This is a genomic window from Pseudomonas sp. MRSN 12121 (assembly GCF_000931465.1).
Taxonomy (GTDB): domain Bacteria; phylum Pseudomonadota; class Gammaproteobacteria; order Pseudomonadales; family Pseudomonadaceae; genus Aquipseudomonas.
Genome location: NZ_CP010892.1, coordinates 5,719,762 through 5,740,859, shown reverse-complemented (window position 1 = coordinate 5,740,859; position 21,098 = coordinate 5,719,762). Strand labels below are relative to the sequence as shown.

16 protein-coding genes, 2 pseudogenes and 1 riboswitch are annotated in these 21,098 nt (G+C 64.2%); of the genes and pseudogenes, 11 read left to right on the top strand and 7 right to left on the bottom strand.

Features of this window, described 5'->3' with window-relative positions; genetic code table 11:
- Window positions 1–14: 14 nt before the first annotated feature.
- Window positions 15–1,184 (bottom strand): 1-acyl-sn-glycerol-3-phosphate acyltransferase, encoded by a 1,170-nt coding sequence (locus tag TO66_RS26040; protein WP_044464975.1) that lies wholly within the window; start codon window positions 1,182–1,184, stop codon window positions 15–17.
- Window positions 1,185–1,325: 141 nt separating this feature from the next.
- Between TO66_RS26040 and TO66_RS26035 the strand changes: the two genes are divergently transcribed.
- Genes TO66_RS26035 through TO66_RS26025 form a run of 3 tightly spaced genes read left to right on the top strand, consistent with a single transcriptional unit; the run spans window position 1,326 to window position 2,434 of the window.
- Window positions 1,326–1,508 (top strand): CPXCG motif-containing cysteine-rich protein, encoded by a 183-nt coding sequence (locus TO66_RS26035; protein ID WP_044464974.1) that lies wholly within the window; start codon window positions 1,326–1,328, stop codon window positions 1,506–1,508.
- A gap of 10 nt (window positions 1,509–1,518) precedes the next feature.
- Window positions 1,519–1,779, top strand: a complete 261-nt coding sequence (locus tag TO66_RS26030) for a putative signal transducing protein (RefSeq protein ID WP_044464973.1) — start codon at window positions 1,519–1,521, stop codon at window positions 1,777–1,779.
- Window positions 1,780–1,813: 34 nt separating this feature from the next.
- Window positions 1,814–2,434: an SOS response-associated peptidase gene (locus TO66_RS26025; protein WP_044464972.1), complete on the top strand. Its 621-nt coding sequence runs from the start codon at window positions 1,814–1,816 to the stop codon at window positions 2,432–2,434.
- 74 nt (window positions 2,435–2,508) lie between these two features.
- On the opposite strand, the gene TO66_RS34345 is transcribed toward TO66_RS26025, so the two are convergent.
- On the bottom strand, window positions 2,509–3,252 hold the full coding sequence (locus TO66_RS34345) for a methyl-accepting chemotaxis protein (protein ID WP_409077202.1): 744 nt from the start codon (window positions 3,250–3,252) through the stop codon (window positions 2,509–2,511).
- 111 nt (window positions 3,253–3,363) lie between these two features.
- Window positions 3,364–3,561 (bottom strand): annotated as a pseudogene (locus TO66_RS34340) (HAMP domain-containing protein); the annotation flags it as partial.
- A 1,353-nt stretch (window positions 3,562–4,914) separates the two neighbouring features.
- Between TO66_RS34340 and TO66_RS26015 the strand changes: the two are divergent.
- A complete protein-coding gene (locus TO66_RS26015; protein WP_044464970.1) occupies window positions 4,915–5,730 on the top strand; it encodes a M48 family metallopeptidase in 816 nt (271 codons plus the stop codon).
- Between the two features lie 92 nt (window positions 5,731–5,822).
- Here the strand turns inward: TO66_RS26015 and TO66_RS26010 are convergent, their stop codons facing one another.
- The 3 genes from TO66_RS26010 to TO66_RS26000 form a co-directional block, all read right to left on the bottom strand.
- Window positions 5,823–6,407 carry a TMEM165/GDT1 family protein gene (locus TO66_RS26010; RefSeq protein WP_044464969.1) on the bottom strand — a complete coding sequence of 195 codons (585 nt, stop codon included), beginning with the start codon at window positions 6,405–6,407 and terminating at the stop codon, window positions 5,823–5,825.
- 89 nt (window positions 6,408–6,496) lie between these two features.
- Window positions 6,497–6,618, bottom strand: a riboswitch (yybP-ykoY riboswitch).
- Window positions 6,619–6,670: 52 nt separating this feature from the next.
- Entirely contained in the window at window positions 6,671–7,669 is a 999-nt protein-coding gene (locus tag TO66_RS26005; protein WP_044464968.1) for a class I SAM-dependent methyltransferase, read from the bottom strand.
- A gap of 33 nt (window positions 7,670–7,702) precedes the next feature.
- Window positions 7,703–8,668, bottom strand: a complete 966-nt coding sequence (locus tag TO66_RS26000) for a 2-hydroxyacid dehydrogenase (protein ID WP_044464967.1) — start codon at window positions 8,666–8,668, stop codon at window positions 7,703–7,705.
- A gap of 83 nt (window positions 8,669–8,751) precedes the next feature.
- Here TO66_RS26000 and TO66_RS25995 point away from each other — a divergent pair.
- Together TO66_RS25995 and TO66_RS25990 are read left to right on the top strand one after the other, a co-directional pair.
- Window positions 8,752–9,382 (top strand): annotated as a pseudogene (locus TO66_RS25995) (LysE family translocator).
- A 135-nt stretch (window positions 9,383–9,517) separates the two neighbouring features.
- Window positions 9,518–10,612, top strand: coding sequence for a hypothetical protein (locus tag TO66_RS25990; RefSeq protein WP_044464966.1), 1,095 nt, complete (start codon window positions 9,518–9,520; stop codon window positions 10,610–10,612).
- On the opposite strand, the gene TO66_RS25985 is transcribed toward TO66_RS25990, so the two are convergent.
- Window positions 10,605–11,378, bottom strand: a complete 774-nt coding sequence (locus TO66_RS25985) for a helix-turn-helix domain-containing protein (protein WP_044464965.1) — start codon at window positions 11,376–11,378, stop codon at window positions 10,605–10,607. The two genes, TO66_RS25990 and TO66_RS25985, sit on opposite strands and share 8 nt — an antisense overlap.
- An 86-nt stretch (window positions 11,379–11,464) precedes the next feature.
- On the opposite strand from TO66_RS25985, the gene TO66_RS25980 reads away from it, so the two are divergent.
- From TO66_RS25980 to TO66_RS25960, 5 genes are all read left to right on the top strand, one after another.
- Window positions 11,465–12,649, top strand: coding sequence for an MFS transporter (locus TO66_RS25980; RefSeq protein WP_044464964.1), 1,185 nt, complete (start codon window positions 11,465–11,467; stop codon window positions 12,647–12,649).
- 171 nt (window positions 12,650–12,820) lie between these two features.
- Window positions 12,821–14,503: a fatty acid--CoA ligase gene (locus TO66_RS25975; protein WP_044464963.1), complete on the top strand. Its 1,683-nt coding sequence runs from the start codon at window positions 12,821–12,823 to the stop codon at window positions 14,501–14,503.
- Between the two features lie 337 nt (window positions 14,504–14,840).
- Window positions 14,841–16,730, top strand: a complete 1,890-nt coding sequence (locus TO66_RS25970) for a DUF1302 domain-containing protein (protein ID WP_044464962.1) — start codon at window positions 14,841–14,843, stop codon at window positions 16,728–16,730.
- Between the two features lie 28 nt (window positions 16,731–16,758).
- Complete coding sequence (locus tag TO66_RS25965; RefSeq protein ID WP_044464961.1) at window positions 16,759–18,123, top strand: DUF1329 domain-containing protein; 1,365 nt, start codon at window positions 16,759–16,761, stop codon at window positions 18,121–18,123.
- A 228-nt stretch (window positions 18,124–18,351) separates the two neighbouring features.
- Complete coding sequence (locus tag TO66_RS25960; protein ID WP_044464960.1) at window positions 18,352–21,084, top strand: LuxR C-terminal-related transcriptional regulator; 2,733 nt, start codon at window positions 18,352–18,354, stop codon at window positions 21,082–21,084.
- The last annotated feature ends 14 nt before the right edge of the window (window positions 21,085–21,098 follow it).

The window sequence follows — 21,098 nt, the reverse complement described above, 5'->3', positions numbered from 1 at the left end:
TCATGCGGCAAGGATCATGGCAAGGCCAGGCCCGCCTTGACCCGATACTGGTTGCGCACCGGTGTCGCGTATTGCAGCACCAGGTAGGGGCGATGTTCCGCCGGGCAGGCGTCCAGGCGTCGTTGCCACTCTTGCTCGGCCTTGGCCAGTTCTTCGGCGGGGAACACCTGGGCCGCGCTGGGCACCTGCAACGCCGGATCGGCTTCGCTCCATTGGGCGTAGGCCAGGTAATGCACGGGAAACAGGCGGTAACCACCGAGAATCTGCCGGTCCATTTCCACTGCCAACTGCTTGGTGTCCTCGAAGATTTCGCTGATCGGCGCGGCGAAATTCACGTGGACCCGGCCCTTGTAACCGGTGATGCCCTTGGCGATGCTGATGTCGTCCTCGCCGGGCGCCTTGGTGTAGCTGCCGGTGGTGGCGCGGATATACAGCTCGCGGGCCTTGGCCTGGTCGCAAGGGTCGTATTCGTAGCTGATCGACACCGGGGTCAGGTTCAGCGACTGGATGACTTCGCCGAAGGGTTCGTCCTTGCGGCTCATGTGGAACATCTTGAGGATCGCCGACTCGGTACGGTCGTCGCCGTCCTTGGCCCGGCCCTCGGCCTGGGCGATCCAGATCGAGGCGCAGTCGTTGCGGATCGAGTGGTTGATATAGGCCGACAGCAGCTGGTAGGCGGCCATCTTTTCCCGGCGCCCGGTGATCGAGCGATGCACGATGAAACTCTTGTTCAGGCGCATCAGGTCGCTGACGAAGGGCTTTTGCAGCAGGTTGTCGCCAATGGCGATGCGCGGCGTCGGCAGCCCGGCGTGGTACACGGCATAGTTGACGAAGGCCGGGTCCATCACGATGTCGCGGTGGTTGGCGATGAACAGGTAGGCGCTGCCGGACTTGAATTGCTCGACGCCGGTATAGGTCACGCCGTCGGTGGCCCGCTCGATGGTGTGGTCGACATAGAACTCGACCTTGTCCTGCAGGGTCGCCACCGAAGTGACCGCGGCGAACTCGCGGCGCAGCCGATGGGCTATAAGAGGTTTGAGCAGCCAGCCGAAAGCGCCGGCAAAGCGCGGGAAGCGGAAGTGGGTGAGGATATCTAGAAACGCCTTGTCGCCGAGCAGCCGGGCCAGTACCGCGGGTACTTCGCTGTCGTCGTAAGGCCGGATGGCATCGAATTCGCCCATCATGCTCTCTTGTTGGAAACGGCTAGGGTAAGAAAAGGTTTGAATCGAAAAAATAGCCGGGCGCGGTCTGAAAAGTAAGCTCAGATCTCAATAGCCCTGCAAATAGACCGGCGATTATACGCACAAGTCACTCCGGAGGCCGCGATGCTGGAAACCGAACGCTATCAATGTCCCTACTGTGGCGAGGAAGCCGAGGCCGTGCTGGACCTGTCCGGGGGCGACCAGCAATACGTCGAGGACTGCCCCGTCTGTTGTCGGCCCATTGTGTTCATCCTGCAGACCGACGGGCAGGAATGGATGCTCGACGTACGCAGCGAAAACGATTGACGGAGGCGGCATGCAGCGCATCTACGAACCGGAAAACCTGCTGGAAGGCGAGTTGCTCCAGGGCATGCTGGCCAGCGAAGGCATCGAGGCGCACCTGGTGGGGCGGGATCTGCTCGGCGGCACCGGGGAATTGCCGGTGTTCGGCCTGCTTGGCCTGGCGGTGGACAACGACCAGGCGCAATACGCCCGGGAACTGATCGCTGCCTATAACGCCGCGCTGCCGATACCCGGCGACGAACCGGCCAATCATGCCGGCGTACTGATCTGTTAGGCTGGCGGCCGTTTTTCCAAGAGTTGCTTGCCCCATGTGTGGACGTTACGCCCTGTTTCGCTGGAACCCAGCGTTTGCTGCCTTGCCCGGATTTCCGGCGGACCAGCAGGCGCAGTGGAATATTTCGCCCAACGATTCGGTGCTGATCCTGCGCAGCAGCGACGGCCAGCGTAACCTGGCGCGCGCCCGCTGGGGGCTGACGCCGCCCTGGCTGACCGACCTGTCGCGTACCCCCGCCCATGCCCGGGCCGAGACCCTGGCCGAACAGCCGATGTTTCGCGAAGCCTTTCGCCAGCGGCGCTGCCTGCTGCCGGCCAACGGGTTCTACGAATGGCGGGGTGGCACTCGCAAGCGTCCGTACTGGTTGACGCCAGGGGAGGGTTCTTCGCTGTTCTTCGCGGCGATCTGGGAGGCTTATCCGGTGCAGGAGCAGGTCTGGCTGAGCACCGCGGTGGTCACCCAGCCGGCGGCCAGCCAGCGCCGGCCGCTGATTCTCGATGCCCAGGGCCAGGACGCCTGGCTCGACCCCGAGACCCCGCTGCCGGTGCTCCAGGCCTTGCTGGCCAGCCCCCCGGCCGCCTTGCGCGAGCGGGTGCTGGCCAACCTGGTGAACGACCCGAAGCTCAATGCCCCCGAGTGCCTGACGCCGGGCTGATCCGCTCGTCGGTAGGAGCGAGCGGGCGGCGATCCCCTTGCCCGCGATAAGGTCCAAGGGACCTTTCGTCGGTTTCAGACCTTGAACTGATTGATCAGCCGGCGCTGCTGCTCGGCCAGCTTGGTCAGGCCGGCGCTGGCGGCGCTGGATTCGTCGGCGCCGCCGGCCACCTCATTGGCCACCTGGCCGATATTGATCACGTTGCGGTTGATGTCCTCGGCGACGGCGCTCTGCTCTTCGGCGGCGCTGGCGATCTGGGTATTCATGTCGTTGATCACCGACACCGCCTGGGTAATGGTCTCCAGTGCCTCGGCAGCCTTCGCCGCGTGCTGCACGCTTTCGTCGGTGCGGTGCTGGCTGTCCTCCATGACCCGCACCACATCGCGGGTGCCTTGTTGCAGCTGCTGGATCATCGACTGGATTTCTTCCGTCGCCTGCTGGGTCTTCTGCGCCAGGTTGCGCACCTCGTCGGCGACCACGGCGAAGCCGCGGCCCTGTTCCCCGGCACGGGCCGCCTCGATGGCCGCGTTGAGGGCCAGCAGGTTGGTCTGTTCGGCGATGCCGCGGATGGCGATCAGGATCGCGTTGATGTTCTCGCTGTCCTTGGCCAGGGTCTGCACCACGCCCACCGCGCGGCCGATTTCCACGGCCAGGGCGCCGATGGCGGTCGAGGTGTCGCGCACGATGCGCATGCCTTGGCTGGCGGCCTGGTCGGCATGGTTGGCGGCTTGCGCGGCCTGGGTCGCGTTGCGCGCCACGTCCTGGGCAGTGGCAGTCATCTCGTGCACGGCGGTGGCCACCTGGTCGATCTCGGCCATCTGCTTGTGCACGCCCTGGTTGGTTCGAATGGCGATATCTGCGGTGTGTTCGGAAGAATCGCTGACGCTCTGCACCGACGTCACCACCTGGCTGATCATCGCCTGCAATTTGGCCAGGAAGGTATTGAAGCCCTTGGCGATCGAGCCGAGTTCGTCGGCGCGGTCACTGCTCAGGCGCCGGGTCAGGTCGCCTTCGCCCTGGGCGATATCGTCGAGCATGGCCACCATCTGCTTGAGCGGCCGGGCGATGCCGTGGCCCACCAGCCAGATCACCAGCAAGCCGAGACCGGCGATGATCAGGCCGACCATGGCCATGCCAAAGGCGTCGGCCTTGCGCTGGTCGGCCAGGTCGCCCTGCAGTTTCTGCAGGTCGGCCATGACCGCGTCCAGCGGCAGTTGCAGCATCAGGGTCCAGCGGGCGTCGGTCTGGCCGATGCCGAATGGCAGGTACAGTTCGATCCGGCCCTTGCTCTGGTCGACGCTGTAGTTCACTTCGTCGCGCTTGAGGCTGCCCAGCTTGGCGACTTCTTCGCTGTCGAGGATGTCGCTGACCTTCTCGCCGAATTTGCTCGGGTCCTTGGTGTAGGCCACCAGCCGGCCATTGCCGCCGATCAGGGCCATTTCGCCCACGCCCTTGTAGAGCTTCTGGTTGGCGCCCAGGAGCATGTCCTGGATGAAATTCACCGACAGGTCGGCGCCGACTATGCCCTGGAAGGCGCCGTCGAGCAGGATGGGTTCGATAAAGGAGGCGAGCATGACGATCTTGTCGCCAACCTTGTAAGGCGCCGGATCGATCACGCAGGGTTTCCTGCTTTCCTTGGAGCACAGGTAGTACTCGCTGGCGCGCACGCCGGTGGACAGGACCTTCTGGTCGTCCACGTCCACCAGTTTGTCCAGGGCCAGGCTGCCGTCCTCGTTGCGGAACCACCACGGCAGGAAGCGCCCGTTGCCGGCGTCGATCCCCACCACCTTGGTGTCGACGTAGGCGCTGTCGTTATGGTCGATGGCGTTCTTTTCCCAGCCTATATAGGCACCGAGGATCTTCGGGTTCTGCGCGACGTTTTCCTTGATCAGGTTGATCAGTTGTTCGCGGCTGAGCGTCAGTTGCGGATTGCCGCTGGCGTCCTTGCTGCCGAGCAGCGCGTTGACCCGCACCAGGCCGCCGGCGATCAGCAGGGGCGCTTCGAGTTCGCGCTGGATCTGGCTGACCTGGGTCTGCGCCAGCCCGATCAGGCGTTGCTCGATGACCTGCTCGAACTGGATCTGGGTTTGCTGCTGCACCATTTCCTGGGTCCGGGCGCCAGCGAACAGGGCGTACAGCACCAGGGCAACGACCACGCTGAGGACGATGGCGCCGGCCAGGGCGGCCACGGAAAACTGGATCGACTTGAATTTCATAAGGGCTCCGGACGCAGGAATGACGTCTGCCCCGTTGTATCGGCAAGGCCCCCCGCGGTCATGAGGCGAGGCGCGGAAAAATCGTCGTTTTCCAGGCGTGGATGTCGCGCATGGATAGCTGCCAGGCGTTGGCGGAGGCGGTGGGGCAGGCTGGGTGAATTTTTTCTGCGCGGTATCCGAAAACCGCGTGCTAAGCGTCCGGGTATCTGGCGCCGATACACAACTGGGCCTAGGATACGCGCCATGTTTCCAGGGAGTGTTTTCATGAGCAAGAAACAGGTTTCGGTTGCGCTGGCCGCGGCGTTGCTGCTGTCGGGTTGCCAATCGGTCAACACCACCAGTGGTGGTGCCGTCGGTGTCGATCGCAAGCAGTACATGTTCAGCATGTTGTCGACCGATGAGGTCAACCAGTCCTACGCCCAGTCCTATCAGCAGACGATCGGTGAGGCGAGCAGCAAGAATGCCCTGGATAAATCCAGTGCCAATGCCAAGCGCCTTCAGGCGATCGCCAACCGGCTGATTGCCCAGGCACCGGTATTTCGTCCGGACTCCGCGCAGTGGCAGTGGGAAGTCAACCTGATCAAGAACGACGAGCTCAATGCCAACTGCGGCCCTGGCGGCAAGATCATTTTCTACACCGGAATCATCGACAGGCTGCAACTGACCGACGATGAAATCGCCGCGGTCATGGGCCATGAAATTGCCCACGCCCTGCGCGAGCACGGCCGTGAAGCCATGTCCAAGGCCTACGGTGTCAGCGCGCTGAAGCAGATCGCGCTGATCGCCGGCGCCCCGCAGGAAGCGGTGGCCGTGGGCGACAACGGGGTCAACCTGCTGATGACCCTGCCCAACAGCCGCGGCAACGAGAACGAAGCGGACCTGATCGGCCTGGAGCTGGCGGCCCGCGCCGGCTACAACCCGAACGCGGCCATCACCCTGTGGAACAAGATGAGCAAGGCCTCGGAAGGCGCGCCACCTGAATTCCTCAGCACTCACCCGGCCTCCAGCAGCCGGATTTCTTCGTTGGAAGCGGCGATTCCCAAAGTGATGCCGCTGTACCAGCAGGCGAAGAAGTCCTGACCTTCCAGCGGCGTCGCTGACGCCGCTATCTGTTGTCGGAGCGAAGCTTGCTCGCGATGGGAGCGCCACGGTGCAACGCCGTGGCGCGACGCTTACACCCAGCCGCTGCTCTGCATGGCCTTGTACACCGCGACAATGGCCAGGATGAAGAACGCCGATGCCGCCAGGCGACGGATCAGGTTCAACGGCAGTTTCTCCGCCGCGAAGTTGCCGGCCAGGACCACCGGGACGTTGGCGATCAGCATGCCGGCGGTGGTGCCGATGATCACCAGCCACAACTCCGGGTATTGCGCCGCGAGCATCACGGTGGCGATCTGGGTCTTGTCGCCGATTTCCGCGAGGAAGAACGCGATCAGCGTGGTCAGGAACGGGCCGAACTTGCGGGTGGTGCTGGCTTCGTCGTCATCCATTTTGTCCGGCACCAGGGTCCAGAGCGCGGTGGCGGCAAAGCTCGCGGCGAGAATCCAGTGCAGGGTGGCATCCGAGAAGAAACTGCCGAACCAGGCGCCTACCGCGCCTGCGGCGGCATGGTTGGCCAGGGTCGCGGCGACGATGCCGGCGATGATCGGCCAGGGCTTGCGAAAGCGCGCGGCGAGAATGAGAGCAAGCAGTTGCGTCTTGTCGCCGATTTCGGCCAAGGCAACGATCGCGGTGGGAACCAGGAGAGAATCCAGCATCAGGGCATTCCTAAGGGGCGGGTCGACACGGCTATGACACGTACAGCCTTCCCGCCCCGGGTAAGGTGTGCGTGTCATAGGTCTTGTCAAACCCGGCGGTCCGTCTGTGCGGACTCTCGGGTCGCATGCGCCATGATCTGAGGATCAAGTATGTTGACGCATGCCGGGCGAGCTTGGCGCTCGCGGGAGACTACTCCCCTAGGACGGAGCGGATTCTGCCTAGGCGAAATCCATTCGGCAAGCGTTCTTTTGCAAAAAAGTGGTTAGCCGCGCCGGGCGCTGTAGATACGGAAACCATCGCCCTCGGCCCTGATCGAGCAGGGGCCCAGATGCTCTTCGATCAATGGCTGGTAACGCAGGAAGCTGTTGGCCACCAGCCGGAGTTCGCCACCTGTTTTCAGATGTTTTGCCGCTTTTCGCAGCAGGTTTTCCGTTGCCTGGTAGTCGGTATGGACCCCGGTATGGAAGGGTGGGTTGGTCAGGATGGTGTTCAGCCCCAGGGGCGCGGCATCGATGCCGTCACCGGTCAGCACTTCGGCTTGCAGCCCGTTGGCGGCCAGGGTCAGGCGGCTGCTGGCGGCGGCGAAGGCGTCGACATCGAGCAGGGTCACGCTGTTGTGCGGGTAGCGACGCTTGATCGCCGCGCCGAGCACGCCGGCGCCACAGCCGAAATCCAGCAGATGGCCGCCGGGCAGTTGGTCCAGGTGTTCCAGCAGCAGGGCGCTGCCACGATCCAGGCGGCCATGGCTGAATACGCCTGGCAGGCTGACCACCTTCAACGGCCCTTCGGCCAGCGGCAATTCGTATTCCTGGGCCAGGCTTTCCAGGGCGACGGCCTGCGGCGCCTGTTCCACCGTTACCTGCCACAGCTGGCAATGGCGCGCGCTGTCGAGCTTGCGTGGCTTGCCGAACGGAGTGAGCTGCTTGGCCGCGCGTTCGATGCCGCTGCGTTTTTCCCCGACCAGATACAGTTCGCATCCGCCCAGGCGCGAGGCGAGGGCGTTGAGCAGGTAGTCGGTGAGCTCCCGGGATTTGGGCAGGAACAGCACCGCGCTGGTAAACGCCTGCTCGGGGGCGTTCACCCCGAAGTGGCTGCGCCCGGCGAAACGGGCCTCCAACGCGGCCTGGTCGCCGGCGTGCCAGCTCCAGCCATGGGCCTGGGGCAGGCGGCCGAGCAGGTCGTCGGCGGGCAGGCCGGCCAGCAGCAGCGAGCCTTGGAACAAGTCAGCCTGACGAAGCAGTACTTCACTGCGCGGATCCATAATCTGCTCCTGGGAAAAAAGTGGCGCAGTTTATCAACTGACGACCCGCAGCGCTGTACCGCTGAAAAACGCCCGGGCGTTTTCCACCAGTTGGCCGACGATGCGCTGGCGGGCTTCGCGGCTGCCCCAGGCATTGTGCGGCGTCACGATCAGGCGCGGGATGTCCGGGGCCAGCAGTGGGTTGCCGGCGGTTGGCGGCTCGACGCTCAGCACATCGGTGGCGGCGCCGCCCAGGTGACCGCTGCGCAGGGCATCGGCCAGGGCCTGTTCGTCGATCAGGCCGCCGCGGGCGGTATTGACCAGCAACGCGGTGGGTTTGAGCAGGGCCAGTTCGCGGGCGCCGATAAAGTGCCGGGTGTGTTCGTTGAGTGGGCAGTGCAGGGTCAGCGCGTCGATCTGCGGCAGCAGCTCTTCCAGCGGCAACCGATCGGCGCGGGCCGGTCGGCCGGGAATCTGCCCCAGCAACACGCGCATGCCGAAGGCTTCTGCCAGGCGCGCAACGGCGCCACCGAGTTCGCCATGCCCCAGCAGGCCCAGGGTCTTGCCTTGCAGTTCGACGATCGGGAAGTCCAGCAGGCAGAACTGCCGGGCCTGCTGCCAGCGACCATCGGCGACCGCCTGGCGGTAGTCGCTGAAGCGGGTGGCGAGGTTGAGCAGCAGCATGAGGGTGTGCTGGGCCACCGAGGGGGTGCCGTAGCCCTGGCAGTTGGCGACCCGGATGCCGAGTGCGCGGGCGGCGGCGAGGTCGACGTTGTTGGTGCCGGTGGCGGCCACCAGGATCAGTTTCAGTTTGGGGCAGGCGGCCAGGGTATCGGCATCGAGCAGCACCTTGTTGCTGATCGCCACCTGGGCGCCCTGCAGTCGTTCGATCACCTGGTCGGGGCGGGTCCGGTCGTGCAGTTGCAGCTCGTCGAAGCTGTGACGCAGAGCATCGAGGTCGAGATCGCCGAGGTCCAGGGAGCTGTGGTCGAGAAAGACGGCGCGGCGATTGTTAGTCATCAACTGTACCTTTTGCACGAGGGGTCCGAAGGCGTAATCTGCCGAGCCTAACAGATGAAATAATTAGATACACAGGAGCGTCCATGTACCTCGCCGAGTTCTTGACCGTTGCCCTTATCCACCTGCTCGCCGTGGCTAGCCCCGGCCCGGATTTCGCGGTGGTGGTGCGCGAGAGCGTGACCCACGGTCGCCGTGCCGGCACCTGGACGGCCCTGGGCGTGGGCTGCGCGATTTTCCTGCACGTGGGGTATTCGCTGCTGGGCATCGGGCTGATCGTGTCGCAGTCGATCGTGCTGTTCAACGCCCTGAAATGGGCCGCGGCTGCCTACCTGCTGTACATCGGCTACAAGGCCCTGCGGGCGCAGCCTGCCAAGCCCGAGACCGAAAACCTGCACCTGGAGGCCGGTGAGCGCACCGCCCGCGGCGCCTTCACCTCGGGTTTCGTGACCAACGGCCTGAACCCGAAGGCGACGTTGTTCTTCCTGTCGCTGTTCACCGTGGTCATCAACCCGCACACCCCCCCTGGCGATCCAGGCCGGCTACGGGGTGTACCTGGCCGTGGCGACAGCCACCTGGTTCTGCCTGGTGGCGCTGCTGTTCAGCCAGCAGAAGGTCCGCGCCGGCTTCGCCCGCATGGGCCACTGGTTCGACCGCACCATGGGCGCAGTGCTGATCGCCATCGGAGTGAAACTGGCCTTTACCGAGATGCACTGAGTCGATGGCTTTCCAGGCGACCTTTAAGGTCTAGGATCTTTCTGATCGATATCTAAGATTTATCGTACAATCGCCCGCTTTTATGCTGCCCTGACACCTTGAGTGTCCGGCGCGGCGTGCGCGAGCGGACGTTTGATGACGATACAGAAAGTACCGCAGCAGTTGCTCTATCTGGTTTATGGCGACAAAGAGGTGTATCGCCATGAAGCGAAGTTCAGCATCCTGACGGCCCTTGACCAGAGCAGCGATGCCGACGCCCTGGTGATCCGGGTGATGACCGACCGCCCGCAGGATTACCACGGCTGGCCGGTAGAAGTGGTGCCCTTGAGTGCGCAGACGCTGCTCGAATGGCAGGGCGACCAGGGCTACTTCCATCGCCGCAAGGCCTGCGCCTTTGCTGCGGCGCTGGAGCTGGCGGACAAGACCCTGTTTGCCGATACCGACACCCTGTTCGAGGCTGATCCGCAGCGCCTGTTCGATCGTATTGCGCCGGGCCGCTACCTGGTCGACGAAATCGAGTTTCTCTGGTCCGAGGTCCGCAGCCGTCCGCAGTTCGCCCATCTCGATCGCCACTTGCAGGCCAGCGGCTATGCAGTGCCGGCGCAGCAACGCCTGTACAACAGCGGTGTCTGCGGCCTGACGGCCGGCGACGGCGCCTTGATGCAGACCTCGATCGCCCTGATCGACGAATGGAGCGCGCCGATCAAGGACCTGCACACCCTGGAACAGATCGCCCTGTCGTTTGCCCTGGGCGACCGGCCTGTAGGCGAGAGCACGGACTGCATCTACCACTACTTCTCCGACAAGGACTTCTTCCATGCCATGCAGGCGCTGTTCTTCCAGCGTCATGGCGAAGCCTTCCGCCCGGAGTTGCTGGCGATGCAGCGTGAGGTTCCGCGTCGCAAGCCTGTGCCTTCGTTGTTCCAGCGCTCGCGGATCAAGTTCTATTTGCAGCGCCAGGACAAGGACATCCAGAAAGTCGGGCGCGACCTGCTGTATGGCAGCCATTGCCCGGTGTCGCCCTATGTCGACGCCTGCCGGCATGTCTGGTGGGATCAGGGATTGCGCCAGATCCAGCGGCGGGGCATGAGCCAGCGCTCGTCGATTCGCGCCCTGGCGCAGGGCGAATGGCCCGCCGGCTGGCCGCGGCCGCGCAACCGCGACGTGGAAAAACGCCTGCGCCGCTATATGCAGCAGCACTTGCAGGCGCACGGGGCGGCACCTAAGTAGCGGGGCCCAGCGCCTTGAGCTGGTTCAGGGCGCCGAGGTATTCCCGCGGAGGGTTGCCCAGCAGGCGGCAGAACATCGTGCTGAAGGCCCGGGCGCTGCCATAGCCCAGCGCCGTCGCCACCTGCTGCACGCTCTCGCCGGCGATCAGCCGCGGCAGGGCTTCCATCAGGCGCAGTTGCTGGCGCCAGGCATTGAAGCTCATCTGCACTTGCTGTTGAAACAGCCGCGCCAGGGTGCGTGAACTGGCGCCGACCTGTTGCGCCCAGTCTTCCAGAGTATTGGCGTGGTCGGGCGCTTGCAGCAGCGCCTGGCAAATGGCTTGCAGGCGCCGATCGCGCGGCATGGGAATGTGCAGCGGCAGGTTTTCCAGGCTGGCCACTTCCTCCAGCATCAATTGCTGGATCAGCGGGTTCTGCGCATGTTCGCGCCCCTGGGCGGCGCGCAGGATCAGCTCGCGCAGCAGCGGCGTGACCGCCAGCACACAGCAGTGTTGCAGCGAGGCGGGCGACAGCTCGGGGGCGATGAACAACGAACGCATCTGCACCTCGCCCGCCATGAAGATTTCATGTTCCACCCGCGGCGGGATCCACACCGCGCGGGTCGGCGGCAGGACCCAGGCCCCCTGGGCCGTGACCACGCGCATGGTGCCGCGCACCGCATACAGCAGTTGCGCCTCGCGATGGCAGTGCAATTGCTGGTGGGCGCCGTCCAGGTAATCGCGCGGATGGGCGCACACCGGATTGTGTTGGAAGTGGCTGATCAACATGTCCGATCCAGTGACTTTATTGTCAGGAGTGCGTTTTCTGGCCAACCTAGCATAACGGCACATTTCCAACGAAACAGCGTGCCGTCATGAATCAGTCTCGAAACGTCATCCGCTATATCAACGCCGCCCATGTGATCGATCACATGTTCATGCTGATCTTTCCCGCCGCCGTCCTCGGCATGACCCAGGCCTTCGCCCTGGACTATGCCGCGCTGATCGGTCTATCCCTGGGCGGCTTCATTGCCTTCGGCGCCTGCTCGCTACCGGCCGGCTGGCTGGGCGACCGCTGGAGCCGGCGGCAGATGATGCTGGTGTTTTTCTTCGGCATCGGCGCGGCGACGGTGTTCACCGGCTTGAGCAGCACCCCGACGATGCTGGTGATCGGCCTGACGCTGATGGGGGTATTCGCCGCGATCTATCACCCGGTCGGTACGGCGATGCTGGTGGCCTATGCGCAGAATCGCGGACGGGAAATCGGCATCAACGGCATGTGGGGCAATCTCGGCGTCGCCTTTTCGGCCTTGCTCACCGGCTTGCTGGTGGCGCATTTCGGCTGGCGGGTGGCATTCATCCTGCCGGGGGCGGTGGCGATTCTCCTGGGGTTGGGGTTTGCCTGGCAGGTGCGCGAGGAGCCGGCTCCGCTGCGCCCCCACGTACCGCTCAAGGGCGCCAGTGGCCAGCGCATTTCCATGACCCTGGTATTTGCCGTGCTGGCCCTGGCCACCGCCACGGGCGGGGTGGTGTTCAACGCCACCACCATGACCTACCCGAAGCTGTTCCAGGAACGCCTGCAGGACCTGTTCGCCTCGCCGCAGGTGCTGGGCCTGGTGGTCAGCCTGGCGTATGCCTTCGGCGCGGTGGCGCAACTGAGCATCGGCCGGGTGTTGCACCGTTTCAGCCTGAAATGGCCTTTCATCCTGCTGACTCTGTGCCAGGCGCCGTTGCTGGTCGGTTTGGCCCAGGCCGAGGGCTGGCCACTGATCGTCCTGGGCGCCGCCTTCATGTTCGTGGTGTTCGGCCAGGTCACGGTCAACGACGCGATGGTCGCCAACTTCGTCGCCCCACAATGGCAGTCCCGGGTATTCGCCTTGCGCTATTGCCTGTCGTTCGGCGCCAGCGCCACGGCGATTCCCTTGATTGCGCTGGTGGAGCCGCGCCAGGGATTGAGCGGCTTGTACCTGATCCTCGGCGGCTTTGCCGCGCTGACCTTCGCCGCGGCCTTGATCTTCCCACGCACTCCGGCAGAGGCCGCGGCAGGGCAGACGGCGTGAGCGGCGTTGGCCGTGCCTGAGCGAAGGCGCTCGCGGTCGCGCGAATGCTGGCTTGAAGCTAGCATTCGTACGGCTCTGCAAATCATTCCTTTGGCTGATTTGGCGGAGCCGATGGCGCTCTAGAGTGAGCGTTCTTCAGCCACGACCGTGCAGTCACAAAAAGGGATGCTTATGTTGCAGACTCGCGTTATTCCGCCAGCCGAAGGCGCCTACCAATACCCGCTGCTGATCAAGCGGCTGCTGATGTCCGGGACCCGTTACGAGAAAACCCGCGAAATCATTTACCGCGACAAGCTGCGCTACACCTATCCGACCCTGATCGAGCGCGTGGCCCGGCTGGCGAATGTGCTGACAGAAGCCGGGGTCAAGGCCGGGGACACCGTGGCGGTGATGGATTGGGACAGCCATCGCTACCTGGAGTGCATGTTCGCCATCCCGATGATCGGCGCGGTGATCCACACCATCAACGTGCGCCTGTCGCCGGACCAGATCCTCTACACCATGAACCACGCCGAGGATCGCTTCGTGCTGGTCAACAGCGAGTTCGTCGGGCTCTACCAGGCGATCGCCGGGCAGCTGACCACGGTGGAGAAAACCCTGCTGTTGACCGACGGCGCGGAAAAGCATGCCGACCTGCCGAACCTGATCGGCGAATACGAAGAGTTGCTGGCGGCTGCCAGTACCCGGTACGACTTCGCGGACTTCGACGAAAACTCGGTAGCGACCACCTTCTATACCACCGGCACCACCGGCAACCCGAAAGGCGTGTACTTCACCCATCGGCAACTGGTGCTGCACACCATGGGCGTGTCGGTGATCATGGGCAGCATCGACAGCGTGCGCCTGCTGGGCACCAGCGATGTGTACATGCCCATCACCCCGATGTTCCACGTGCATGCCTGGGGCCTGCCTTATGTGGCGACCATGCTCGGCCTCAAGCAGGTTTACCCCGGCCGCTACGACCCGGAGTTCCTGGTGGAGCTGTGGCGCAAGGAAAAGGTCACCTTCTCCCATTGCGTGCCGACCATCCTGCAGATGCTGCTCAATGCCAAGGGGGCCCAGGGCACCGACTTCGGCGGCTGGAAGATCGTCATCGGCGGCAGTGCCCTCAACCGTGCGTTGTATGAAGCGTCCAGGGCCAAGGGGATTCAGCTGACAGCGGCCTACGGCATGTCGGAAACCGGGCCGCTGGTGTCGTGTGCGCACCTCAACGAAGAGCTGCTGGCGGGCACCGAGGACGAGCGCACGTCCTACCGGATCAAGGCCGGTGTGCCCGGGCCTCTGGTGGAGGCGGCCATCGTCGACGGCGACGGCAACTTCCTGCCGGCCGATGGCGAGACCCAGGGCGAACTGGTGCTGCGGGCACCCTGGCTGACCGAGGGTTATTTCAACGAGCCGCAGAAGGGCGCGGAACTGTGGGAGGGCGGCTGGCTGCACACCGGCGACGTGGCGACCCTCGACGGCATGGGCGTGATCGACATCCGCGACCGGATCAAGGACGTGATCAAGACCGGAGGCGAATGGGTCTCGTCCCTGGCCCTGGAAGACCTGGTCAGCCGCCACCCGGCGGTACGCGAAGTAGCAGTGGTGGGCATTCCCGACCCGCAATGGGGCGAGCGCCCGTTCGCCTTGCTGGTGGTCCGCGAGGGGCATGCGATCGGGGCCAGGGAGCTCAAGGAACACCTCAAGCCGTTCGTCGAGCAGGGGCACTTGAGCAAGTGGGCGATTCCCAGCCAGATCGCCCTTGTTACTGAAATTCCCAAGACCAGTGTCGGCAAGCTCGACAAGAAGCGCATCCGCCTCGACATCACCGAATGGCAGGCCAACAACAGCACCTTCCTCTCGACCTTGTGAACACCCTCTACCGTGCCCAAAAGGGCACGGTAGAGCCCACCAAGCAAGCGCTTGCCTTGTCAAATCGGAATTTTCAGCCATCCTTGCCGTGCCGGCATTCGCCGGACTGGCGAAAGGACCGTTCCAGAGTGGTTGGTGGCTGCAAATCACACTTTAGAGGGATCAAGCCGTACCACCTGCTGGCTATAGTCCGCCCAAGGATTTTTAAGAACGGGGCAACCGCACGACATGGGGCGATGCAACTTTGAACGGCTTCGGAACTGACTGGGTTCCGCTCGTTCAGAGCGTTTTTAAAAGTGCTCACTGCCATAACAATAAAGCACATGGAGTAGCGTCGATGACATCAGTAAACCAGTTCTGGCGCCGGGCGAAACTGCCACTGGCCGTCAGTCTCGCCTCTACGCTCGCCGGACCTGCCTTCGGCGTCAGTTTCAACATCGGTGAAATCGAAGGTCAGTTCGACTCTTCTCTGTCGCTGGGTGCGAGCTGGTCTACCCAGAGCCCCAACAAGAATCTGATTGGGGTCAACAATGGCGGGCACGGTCTGTCCCAGACCTCCGACGATGGCCACGCTAACTTCAAAAGCGGCGAAACCTTTTCCAAGATCTTCAAGGGCATCCATGACCTTGAACTGAAATACGGCGATACCGGCGTCTTCGTCCGTGGCAAATATTGGTATGACTTCGAACTCAAGGACGAAAGCCGCGAGTTCAAGGACATCAGTGACAGCAACCGCAAGGAAGGCGCCAAGTCCTCCGGCGGGCAGATCCTCGACGCCTTCGTCTACCACAACTATGCGATCGGCGAGCAGCCGGGCTCGGTGCGCCTGGGCAAGCAGGTGGTGAGCTGGGGTGAAAGTACCTTCATCGGCGGCGGCATCAACTCGATCAACCCGATCGACGTCTCCGCTTTCCGTCGCCCTGGCGCGGAGATCAAGGAAGGCCTGATCCCGGTCAACATGTTCTACGTCTCGCAGAGCCTGACCGACAACCTCTCGGCCGAAGCCTTCTACCAGCTGGAATGGGACCAGACCGTCGTCGACAACTGCGGCACCTTCTTCTCCCAGCCGGACATCATCGCCGACGGTTGCAGCGACAACCTGCGGGTGCTGAACAAGCGCTCGACCATTCCGGCCATCGCCCTGGGGCCATTGGCTGGCGCGGGCGTGGACGTCAACGAGGAGGGCGTGCTGGTACGCCGTGGCCCGGACCGCGATGCGCGGGACAGCGGGCAATGGGGCGTGTCCTTCAAATACATGTACGAGCCGCTCGACACCGAGTTCGGCGCGTATTTCATGAACTACCACAGCCGTGCGCCGATCTTCAGCGCCACCGGCGCGCCACAGTCGGTGTACAACCAGGTGGCGGCGTTGCCAGGACCTTTCCGCGCCCTGGGCCCGCTGGTCGTGGCGGGTAACTCCCAGTACTTCGTTGAGTACCCCGAGGACATCCGGCTGTACGGCCTGAGCTTCTCCACCACCCTGCCGACCGGCACCGCGTGGAGCGGCGAGATCAGTTACCGTCCGAACGCGCCGGTGCAACTGAACTCCACCGATATCCTGTTCGCCGGCGTTCGCCCGCTGGGCGGCACCCTGGCCAACGCCTCGCTGCTCAATGGCGTACCGGGCGAGGACCTGCACGGCTATCGCCGCAAGGAAATCACCCAGATCCAGACCACCTTCACCCACTTCTTCGACCAGGTCATGGGCGCCAGCCGCCTGACCCTGGTCGGTGAAGTCGGCCTGACCTACGTCGGTGGCCTGGAAGCCAAGTCGGACGTGCGTTACGGTCGCGACCCGGTCTACGGCCCGGGCGAGCTGCCGGCCACCGGTGGCCTGGATACCTGCTCGCAGATCCTCAACACCAGCACCATCAACGGCGCGGGCGCGGGGGCAGCGACCAACAACCGCAGCCGCAACTGCACCAACGAAGGTTTCACCACGCCGACTTCCTGGGGCTACCGCGGTCGTGCCATCTGGGAATACAACGACGTATTCGCCGGCGTGAACCTCAAGCCGAACGTCGCCTGGTCGCATGACGTCAGTGGTTACTCGCCCGGCCCAGGCGGCAACTTCGAGGAAGGCCGCAAGGCCATCAGCCTGGGCGTGGATGCCGAATACCAGAACACCTACACCGCGAGCCTGGCGTACACCAACTTCTTCGACGGCAAGTACACCACCGTGGATGACCGTGACTTCGTGGCCCTCAGTTTCGGCGTGAACTTCTAAGCACTGCATTTTCAGGAAGAACAAGAATATGAAAGTAACCAAGAGTCTGTTGCAGGTCGGTGTCCTCGGACTGTCACTGCTGGCGACCGGGGTCATGGCCGCGGTCTCGGCCGATGAAGCGGCCAAGCTGGGGACCTCCCTGACGCCGATGGGCGCGGAAATGGCCGGCAACTCCGCCGGCACCATTCCGGCCTGGAAGGCCATGCCGACCAACGCCGGCAGTGTGGACAGCAAGGGCTTCCTCGCCAACCCGTATGCCAGCGAGCAACCGCAGTTCACCATCACTGCGCAGAACGTCGAGCAGTACAAGGACAAGCTGGCCCCGGGGCAGTACGCGATGTTCAAGCGCTACCCGGACACCTTCAAGATGCCGGTCTATCCCTCGCACCGCGGGGCCACGGTGCCCGCCGAGGTGTTCGCCGCCATCAAGGAAAACGCCACCAAGACCAACCTGGTCAGCGGTGGCAACGGCCTGGAGAACTTCAAGACCGCGGTGCCTTTCCCGATTCCGAAAAGCGGCGTGGAAGTCATCTGGAACCACATCACCCGCTATCGCGGCGGCAGCGTGACCCGCCTGGTGACCCAGGCCACGCCACAGGCCAACGGCTCGTTCAGCCTGGTGTACTTCCAGGACCAGTTCGTGTTCCGCGACAAGATGAAGGACTACGATCCGGCGAACCCGGGCAACATCCTGTTCTACTTCAAGCAGAAAGTGACGGCGCCGGCGCGCCTGGCCGGTGGCGTGCTGCTGGTGCACGAAACCCTCGACCAGGTGAAGGAACCGCGTTCGGCGTGGGTCTACAACGCCGGTCAGCGTCGCGTGCGCCGTGCCCCGCAAGTGTCCTATGACGGCCCGGGCACCGCCGCCGACGGCCTGCGGACCTCCGACAACCTGGACATGTACAACGGCGCGCCGGACCGCTACGACTGGAAGCTGGAAGGCAAGAAGGAGATGTACATCGCCGCCAACAGCTACAAGCTCGACTCGCCGCAGCTGAAATACGCCGACATCATCAAGGCCGGCCACATCAACCAGGACCTGGCTCGTTACGAGTTGCGCCGTGTGTGGCATGTGGTCGCGACCCTGAAGGAAGGCCAGCGCCATATCTACGCCAAGCGTGACTTCTACATCGACGAGGACACCTGGCAGGCCGCGGTGATCGACCACTACGACGGTCGTGGCCAACTGTGGCGCGTGGCCGAGGCGCATGCCGAGAACTACTACGACAAGCAAGTGCCGTGGTACGCCCTGGAAACCCTCTACGACCTGCAGTCCGGCCGTTACCTGGCCCTGGGCATGAAGAACGAAGAGAAATCGGCCTATGACTTCGGTTTCACCGCCAGCACCAGCGATTTCACCCCGGCGGCCCTGCGCCAGGATGGCGTTCGTTAAACCGCGGTAAATCGAGGCGCATCCTCGATCGACGCCCCGACTGGTTCGGGGCGTTTTTTTTGCCCGGGATTTTCTCCCGGCTCGCGCCTACCGGTACGTTGCAAGCGCTGAAAAACCCGGTTGTATTCTTTTTCCAGCCATCTGTAGCAAAAATCTTCAACCGCTGGCCTTTTACCGCTAGTCTGCCGACATCTGTATTGCCGACAAGCACTTCAACAAGAGTTGGCCATGACTGATCTGTCCCGTATCCAGGGGCCTGCCAGTGCCGCCATGGCCGCACTGGAAGGGCGCTTCTACCGACCTCCCTTGCCCGACGCCTACGTATTGCGGCCGCGTCTGTGCGAGCGTTTGAGCGCGGGCCTCAATGGCCGGCTGCTGCTGGTCTGCGCCCCGGCCGGCTTTGGCAAGAGTTCGCTGGCGGTGGAGTTCTGCCAGGGCCTGCCCTCGCACTGGCGCAGCCTGTGGCTGGGGCTCAATCGGCGGGACAACGATCCGGGGCGGTTTCTCGAACGCCTGCTCGAAGGCTTGCAACAGTATTTCCCGCACCTGGGCAGCCAGTCGCTGGGGCTGCTGAAGATGCGCCAGCGCCATCAGCCCTTCGCTTTCGAGGAATGGCTGGATGGCTTGCTCGACGAGTTGGCGGAGCACCTTTGCAGCGCCTCCCCCTTGTTGCTGGTGCTGGACGATTACCATCTGGCCCAGGGCCCGGTGCTCGACCGCTGCCTGCAGTTCTTCCTCAACCATTTGCCCGATGGCCTGCTGCTCCTGGTGACCAGCCGCCAGCGTCCGGACTGGCACCTGGCGCGCCTGCGCCTGTCCCGGCAATTGCTGGAGCTGCACGAACAGGACCTGCGCCTGACCCACGACGAGTCCCTGGCCTTGCTCGATCGCCACAGCAGCTCGTTGCGCGGCGAGGCGCTGGAAAGCCTGATCCTGCGCAGCGAAGGCTGGGTAGCGGGCCTGCGCTTCTGGCTGCTGGCGGTGTCGGAGGCGGGCAATGGCGGTGCCTTGCCGCAGTCGCTCAATGGCGGCGAAGGCCTGATTCGCGACTATCTGCTGGAAGAGGTCATCGATTGCCTGCCGCCCGAGGTGCAGTCGTTCCTGTACGACACGGCGCCGCAGGAACGTTTTTGCAGCGAACTGTGCGATGCGCTGCGCGAGTCGCATGACAGCGCGGAAATCCTCCGTTATCTGCTGGCCCACCAGGTCTTCCTGGTGCCCCTGGACGAGCAGGGCCGCTGGTACCGTTACCACCATCTGTTTTCCGATCTGCTGCGCACCCGGCCGACCGCCAATGCGGTGTTGCCGCCGGCGACCCTGCACCTGCGGGCCTGCCGCTGGTTCAATGCCCAGGGCCTGCTGGACGAAGCCGTGGAACAGGCGTTGCGTGCCGGGCACCTGGATGTGGCGGCGAACCTGGTGCAGAACCTGTCCGAGGAGCAACTGCTGGCCGAGCAGAACGTCGGCATGCTGCTGCGCTGGAAAATGGATTTGCCCGACAGCCTGCTGATCAGCACCCCAAGGCTGATCGTGTTGTACAGCTGGGCGCTGGGGCTGGCTTGCCAGCTGGATGCCGCCGAGGAACTGGCCAGCCACCTGAGCCGTTTCCTGCCGGCCCCTTCGGCCACTGCGCAGAAGTCCATGCTGGCGCAATGGCTGGCCTTGAGCGGGATCATCGCGCGGGGACGCGGGCATCGCGAACTGACCCTGCTGTATTGCACCGAGGCCCTGGAAACCCTGCCGCACAAGCGTTACGGGCAACGGCTGATGTGCCTGTCGACACTCTCCAACCTGGCCATCGCCGACGCCGACCTGTGGCGGGCCCGGGGGCTCAACCGCGAATCCCTGGAGCTGGCGCAGCGGGTCGGCAACCCGCTGTTCGAAGCCCTGGCGCATTACGACCGGGCCCGGGTGTTACAGGCGCGCGGCGAGATCCTGCGGGCGCTGGACGAGGTGCGCCAGGGGTTGCAGCGTCTGTATGGGCTGTCCACGCAACGGCTGTACGCGGTGCGTGCGCGGCTGACCCTGTACGAAGGTTACCTGCTGGCCCTGCGCTGCCAGCCCGAAGCCGGGCTGGCGCGGTTGCAGGCGGGCCTGGTCGAAGCCAGGGCCTGTCGCGATATCAGCGTGCTGATCGGCCATTGCGTGATCGCCAACCTGGAAGGGCACAACGGCCAGTTCGCCAAGGCCTTCGCCGAACTGGCCGAGGCCGAGCGGCTGATGCACATCTGGGACGTGCCGCCGATCTATTACCTGGCCATGATCACCCTGGTCAAATGCGAGCTCTGGCTGGCCCAGGGCCGCACCGACCTGGCGCAAGCCTGGCTGGGCCGCCTGGGGCAGACCTACACCGGCGAGCAGGCGGCCGCGGCGCCGGAATTTCACCCGCAGCTGCCGTTGCACATCGAATTGCAACAAGCCTTGCTCGATAGTATCCAGGGCGAGCCGGCGCAGGCCGAACAGCGCCTGGACCGGCTGCAAGAGCATGGCCGGCAGACCGGGCGGCAGATGCTCCGTGTGATGGCGTTGAACCAGAAAGCCGCGCTGTTGCTGGCCCAGGGGCGTGACGCCGAGGCGCGGCAAGCCTTGGCCCAGGCGCTGGAGGCTGCCGCGGGCGGCGCGTTGCAGCCGTTCGACTGGGCCGTGCGCGGGCATCCGCACTGGCTGCGCGAACAACTGCAACAGAGCCCGGCGACGCCGCTACGGCAGACCCTACTCGAACGCCTGCCGGCCGCGGTAGCGCGCGAGCCGCTCGAGTCCCACGGCGAAGCCCTCAGCTCGCGTGAACTGGCGGTGTTGCAACTGATCGCCCAGGGCTGCTCCAACCAGGAGATCAGCGACCAGTTGTTCATCTCGCTGCACACCGTGAAAACCCACGCCAGCCATATCAACAGCAAGCTGGGGGTGGAGCGTCGTACCCAGGCCGTGGCCCGGGCCCAGGAGCTGGGCCTGCTGGGCTAGGCATGGCGGCGCAA

Coding starts and splice junctions, on each gene's coding strand:
- TO66_RS26040 (WP_044464975.1), bottom strand. CDS start 1,184: ATGATGGGCGAATTCGATGCCATCCGGCCTTACGACGACAGCGAAGTA.
- TO66_RS26035 (WP_044464974.1), top strand. CDS start 1,326: ATGCTGGAAACCGAACGCTATCAATGTCCCTACTGTGGCGAGGAAGCC.
- TO66_RS26030 (WP_044464973.1), top strand. CDS start 1,519: ATGCAGCGCATCTACGAACCGGAAAACCTGCTGGAAGGCGAGTTGCTC.
- TO66_RS26025 (WP_044464972.1), top strand. CDS start 1,814: ATGTGTGGACGTTACGCCCTGTTTCGCTGGAACCCAGCGTTTGCTGCC.
- TO66_RS34345 (WP_409077202.1), bottom strand. CDS start 3,252: ATGGCCGAGATCGACCAGGTGGCCACCGCCGTGCACGAGATGACTGCC.
- TO66_RS26015 (WP_044464970.1), top strand. CDS start 4,915: ATGAGCAAGAAACAGGTTTCGGTTGCGCTGGCCGCGGCGTTGCTGCTG.
- TO66_RS26010 (WP_044464969.1), bottom strand. CDS start 6,407: ATGCTGGATTCTCTCCTGGTTCCCACCGCGATCGTTGCCTTGGCCGAA.
- TO66_RS26005 (WP_044464968.1), bottom strand. CDS start 7,669: ATGGATCCGCGCAGTGAAGTACTGCTTCGTCAGGCTGACTTGTTCCAA.
- TO66_RS26000 (WP_044464967.1), bottom strand. CDS start 8,668: ATGACTAACAATCGCCGCGCCGTCTTTCTCGACCACAGCTCCCTGGAC.
- TO66_RS25990 (WP_044464966.1), top strand. CDS start 9,518: ATGACGATACAGAAAGTACCGCAGCAGTTGCTCTATCTGGTTTATGGC.
- TO66_RS25985 (WP_044464965.1), bottom strand. CDS start 11,378: ATGTTGATCAGCCACTTCCAACACAATCCGGTGTGCGCCCATCCGCGC.
- TO66_RS25980 (WP_044464964.1), top strand. CDS start 11,465: ATGAATCAGTCTCGAAACGTCATCCGCTATATCAACGCCGCCCATGTG.
- TO66_RS25975 (WP_044464963.1), top strand. CDS start 12,821: ATGTTGCAGACTCGCGTTATTCCGCCAGCCGAAGGCGCCTACCAATAC.
- TO66_RS25970 (WP_044464962.1), top strand. CDS start 14,841: ATGACATCAGTAAACCAGTTCTGGCGCCGGGCGAAACTGCCACTGGCC.
- TO66_RS25965 (WP_044464961.1), top strand. CDS start 16,759: ATGAAAGTAACCAAGAGTCTGTTGCAGGTCGGTGTCCTCGGACTGTCA.
- TO66_RS25960 (WP_044464960.1), top strand. CDS start 18,352: ATGACTGATCTGTCCCGTATCCAGGGGCCTGCCAGTGCCGCCATGGCC.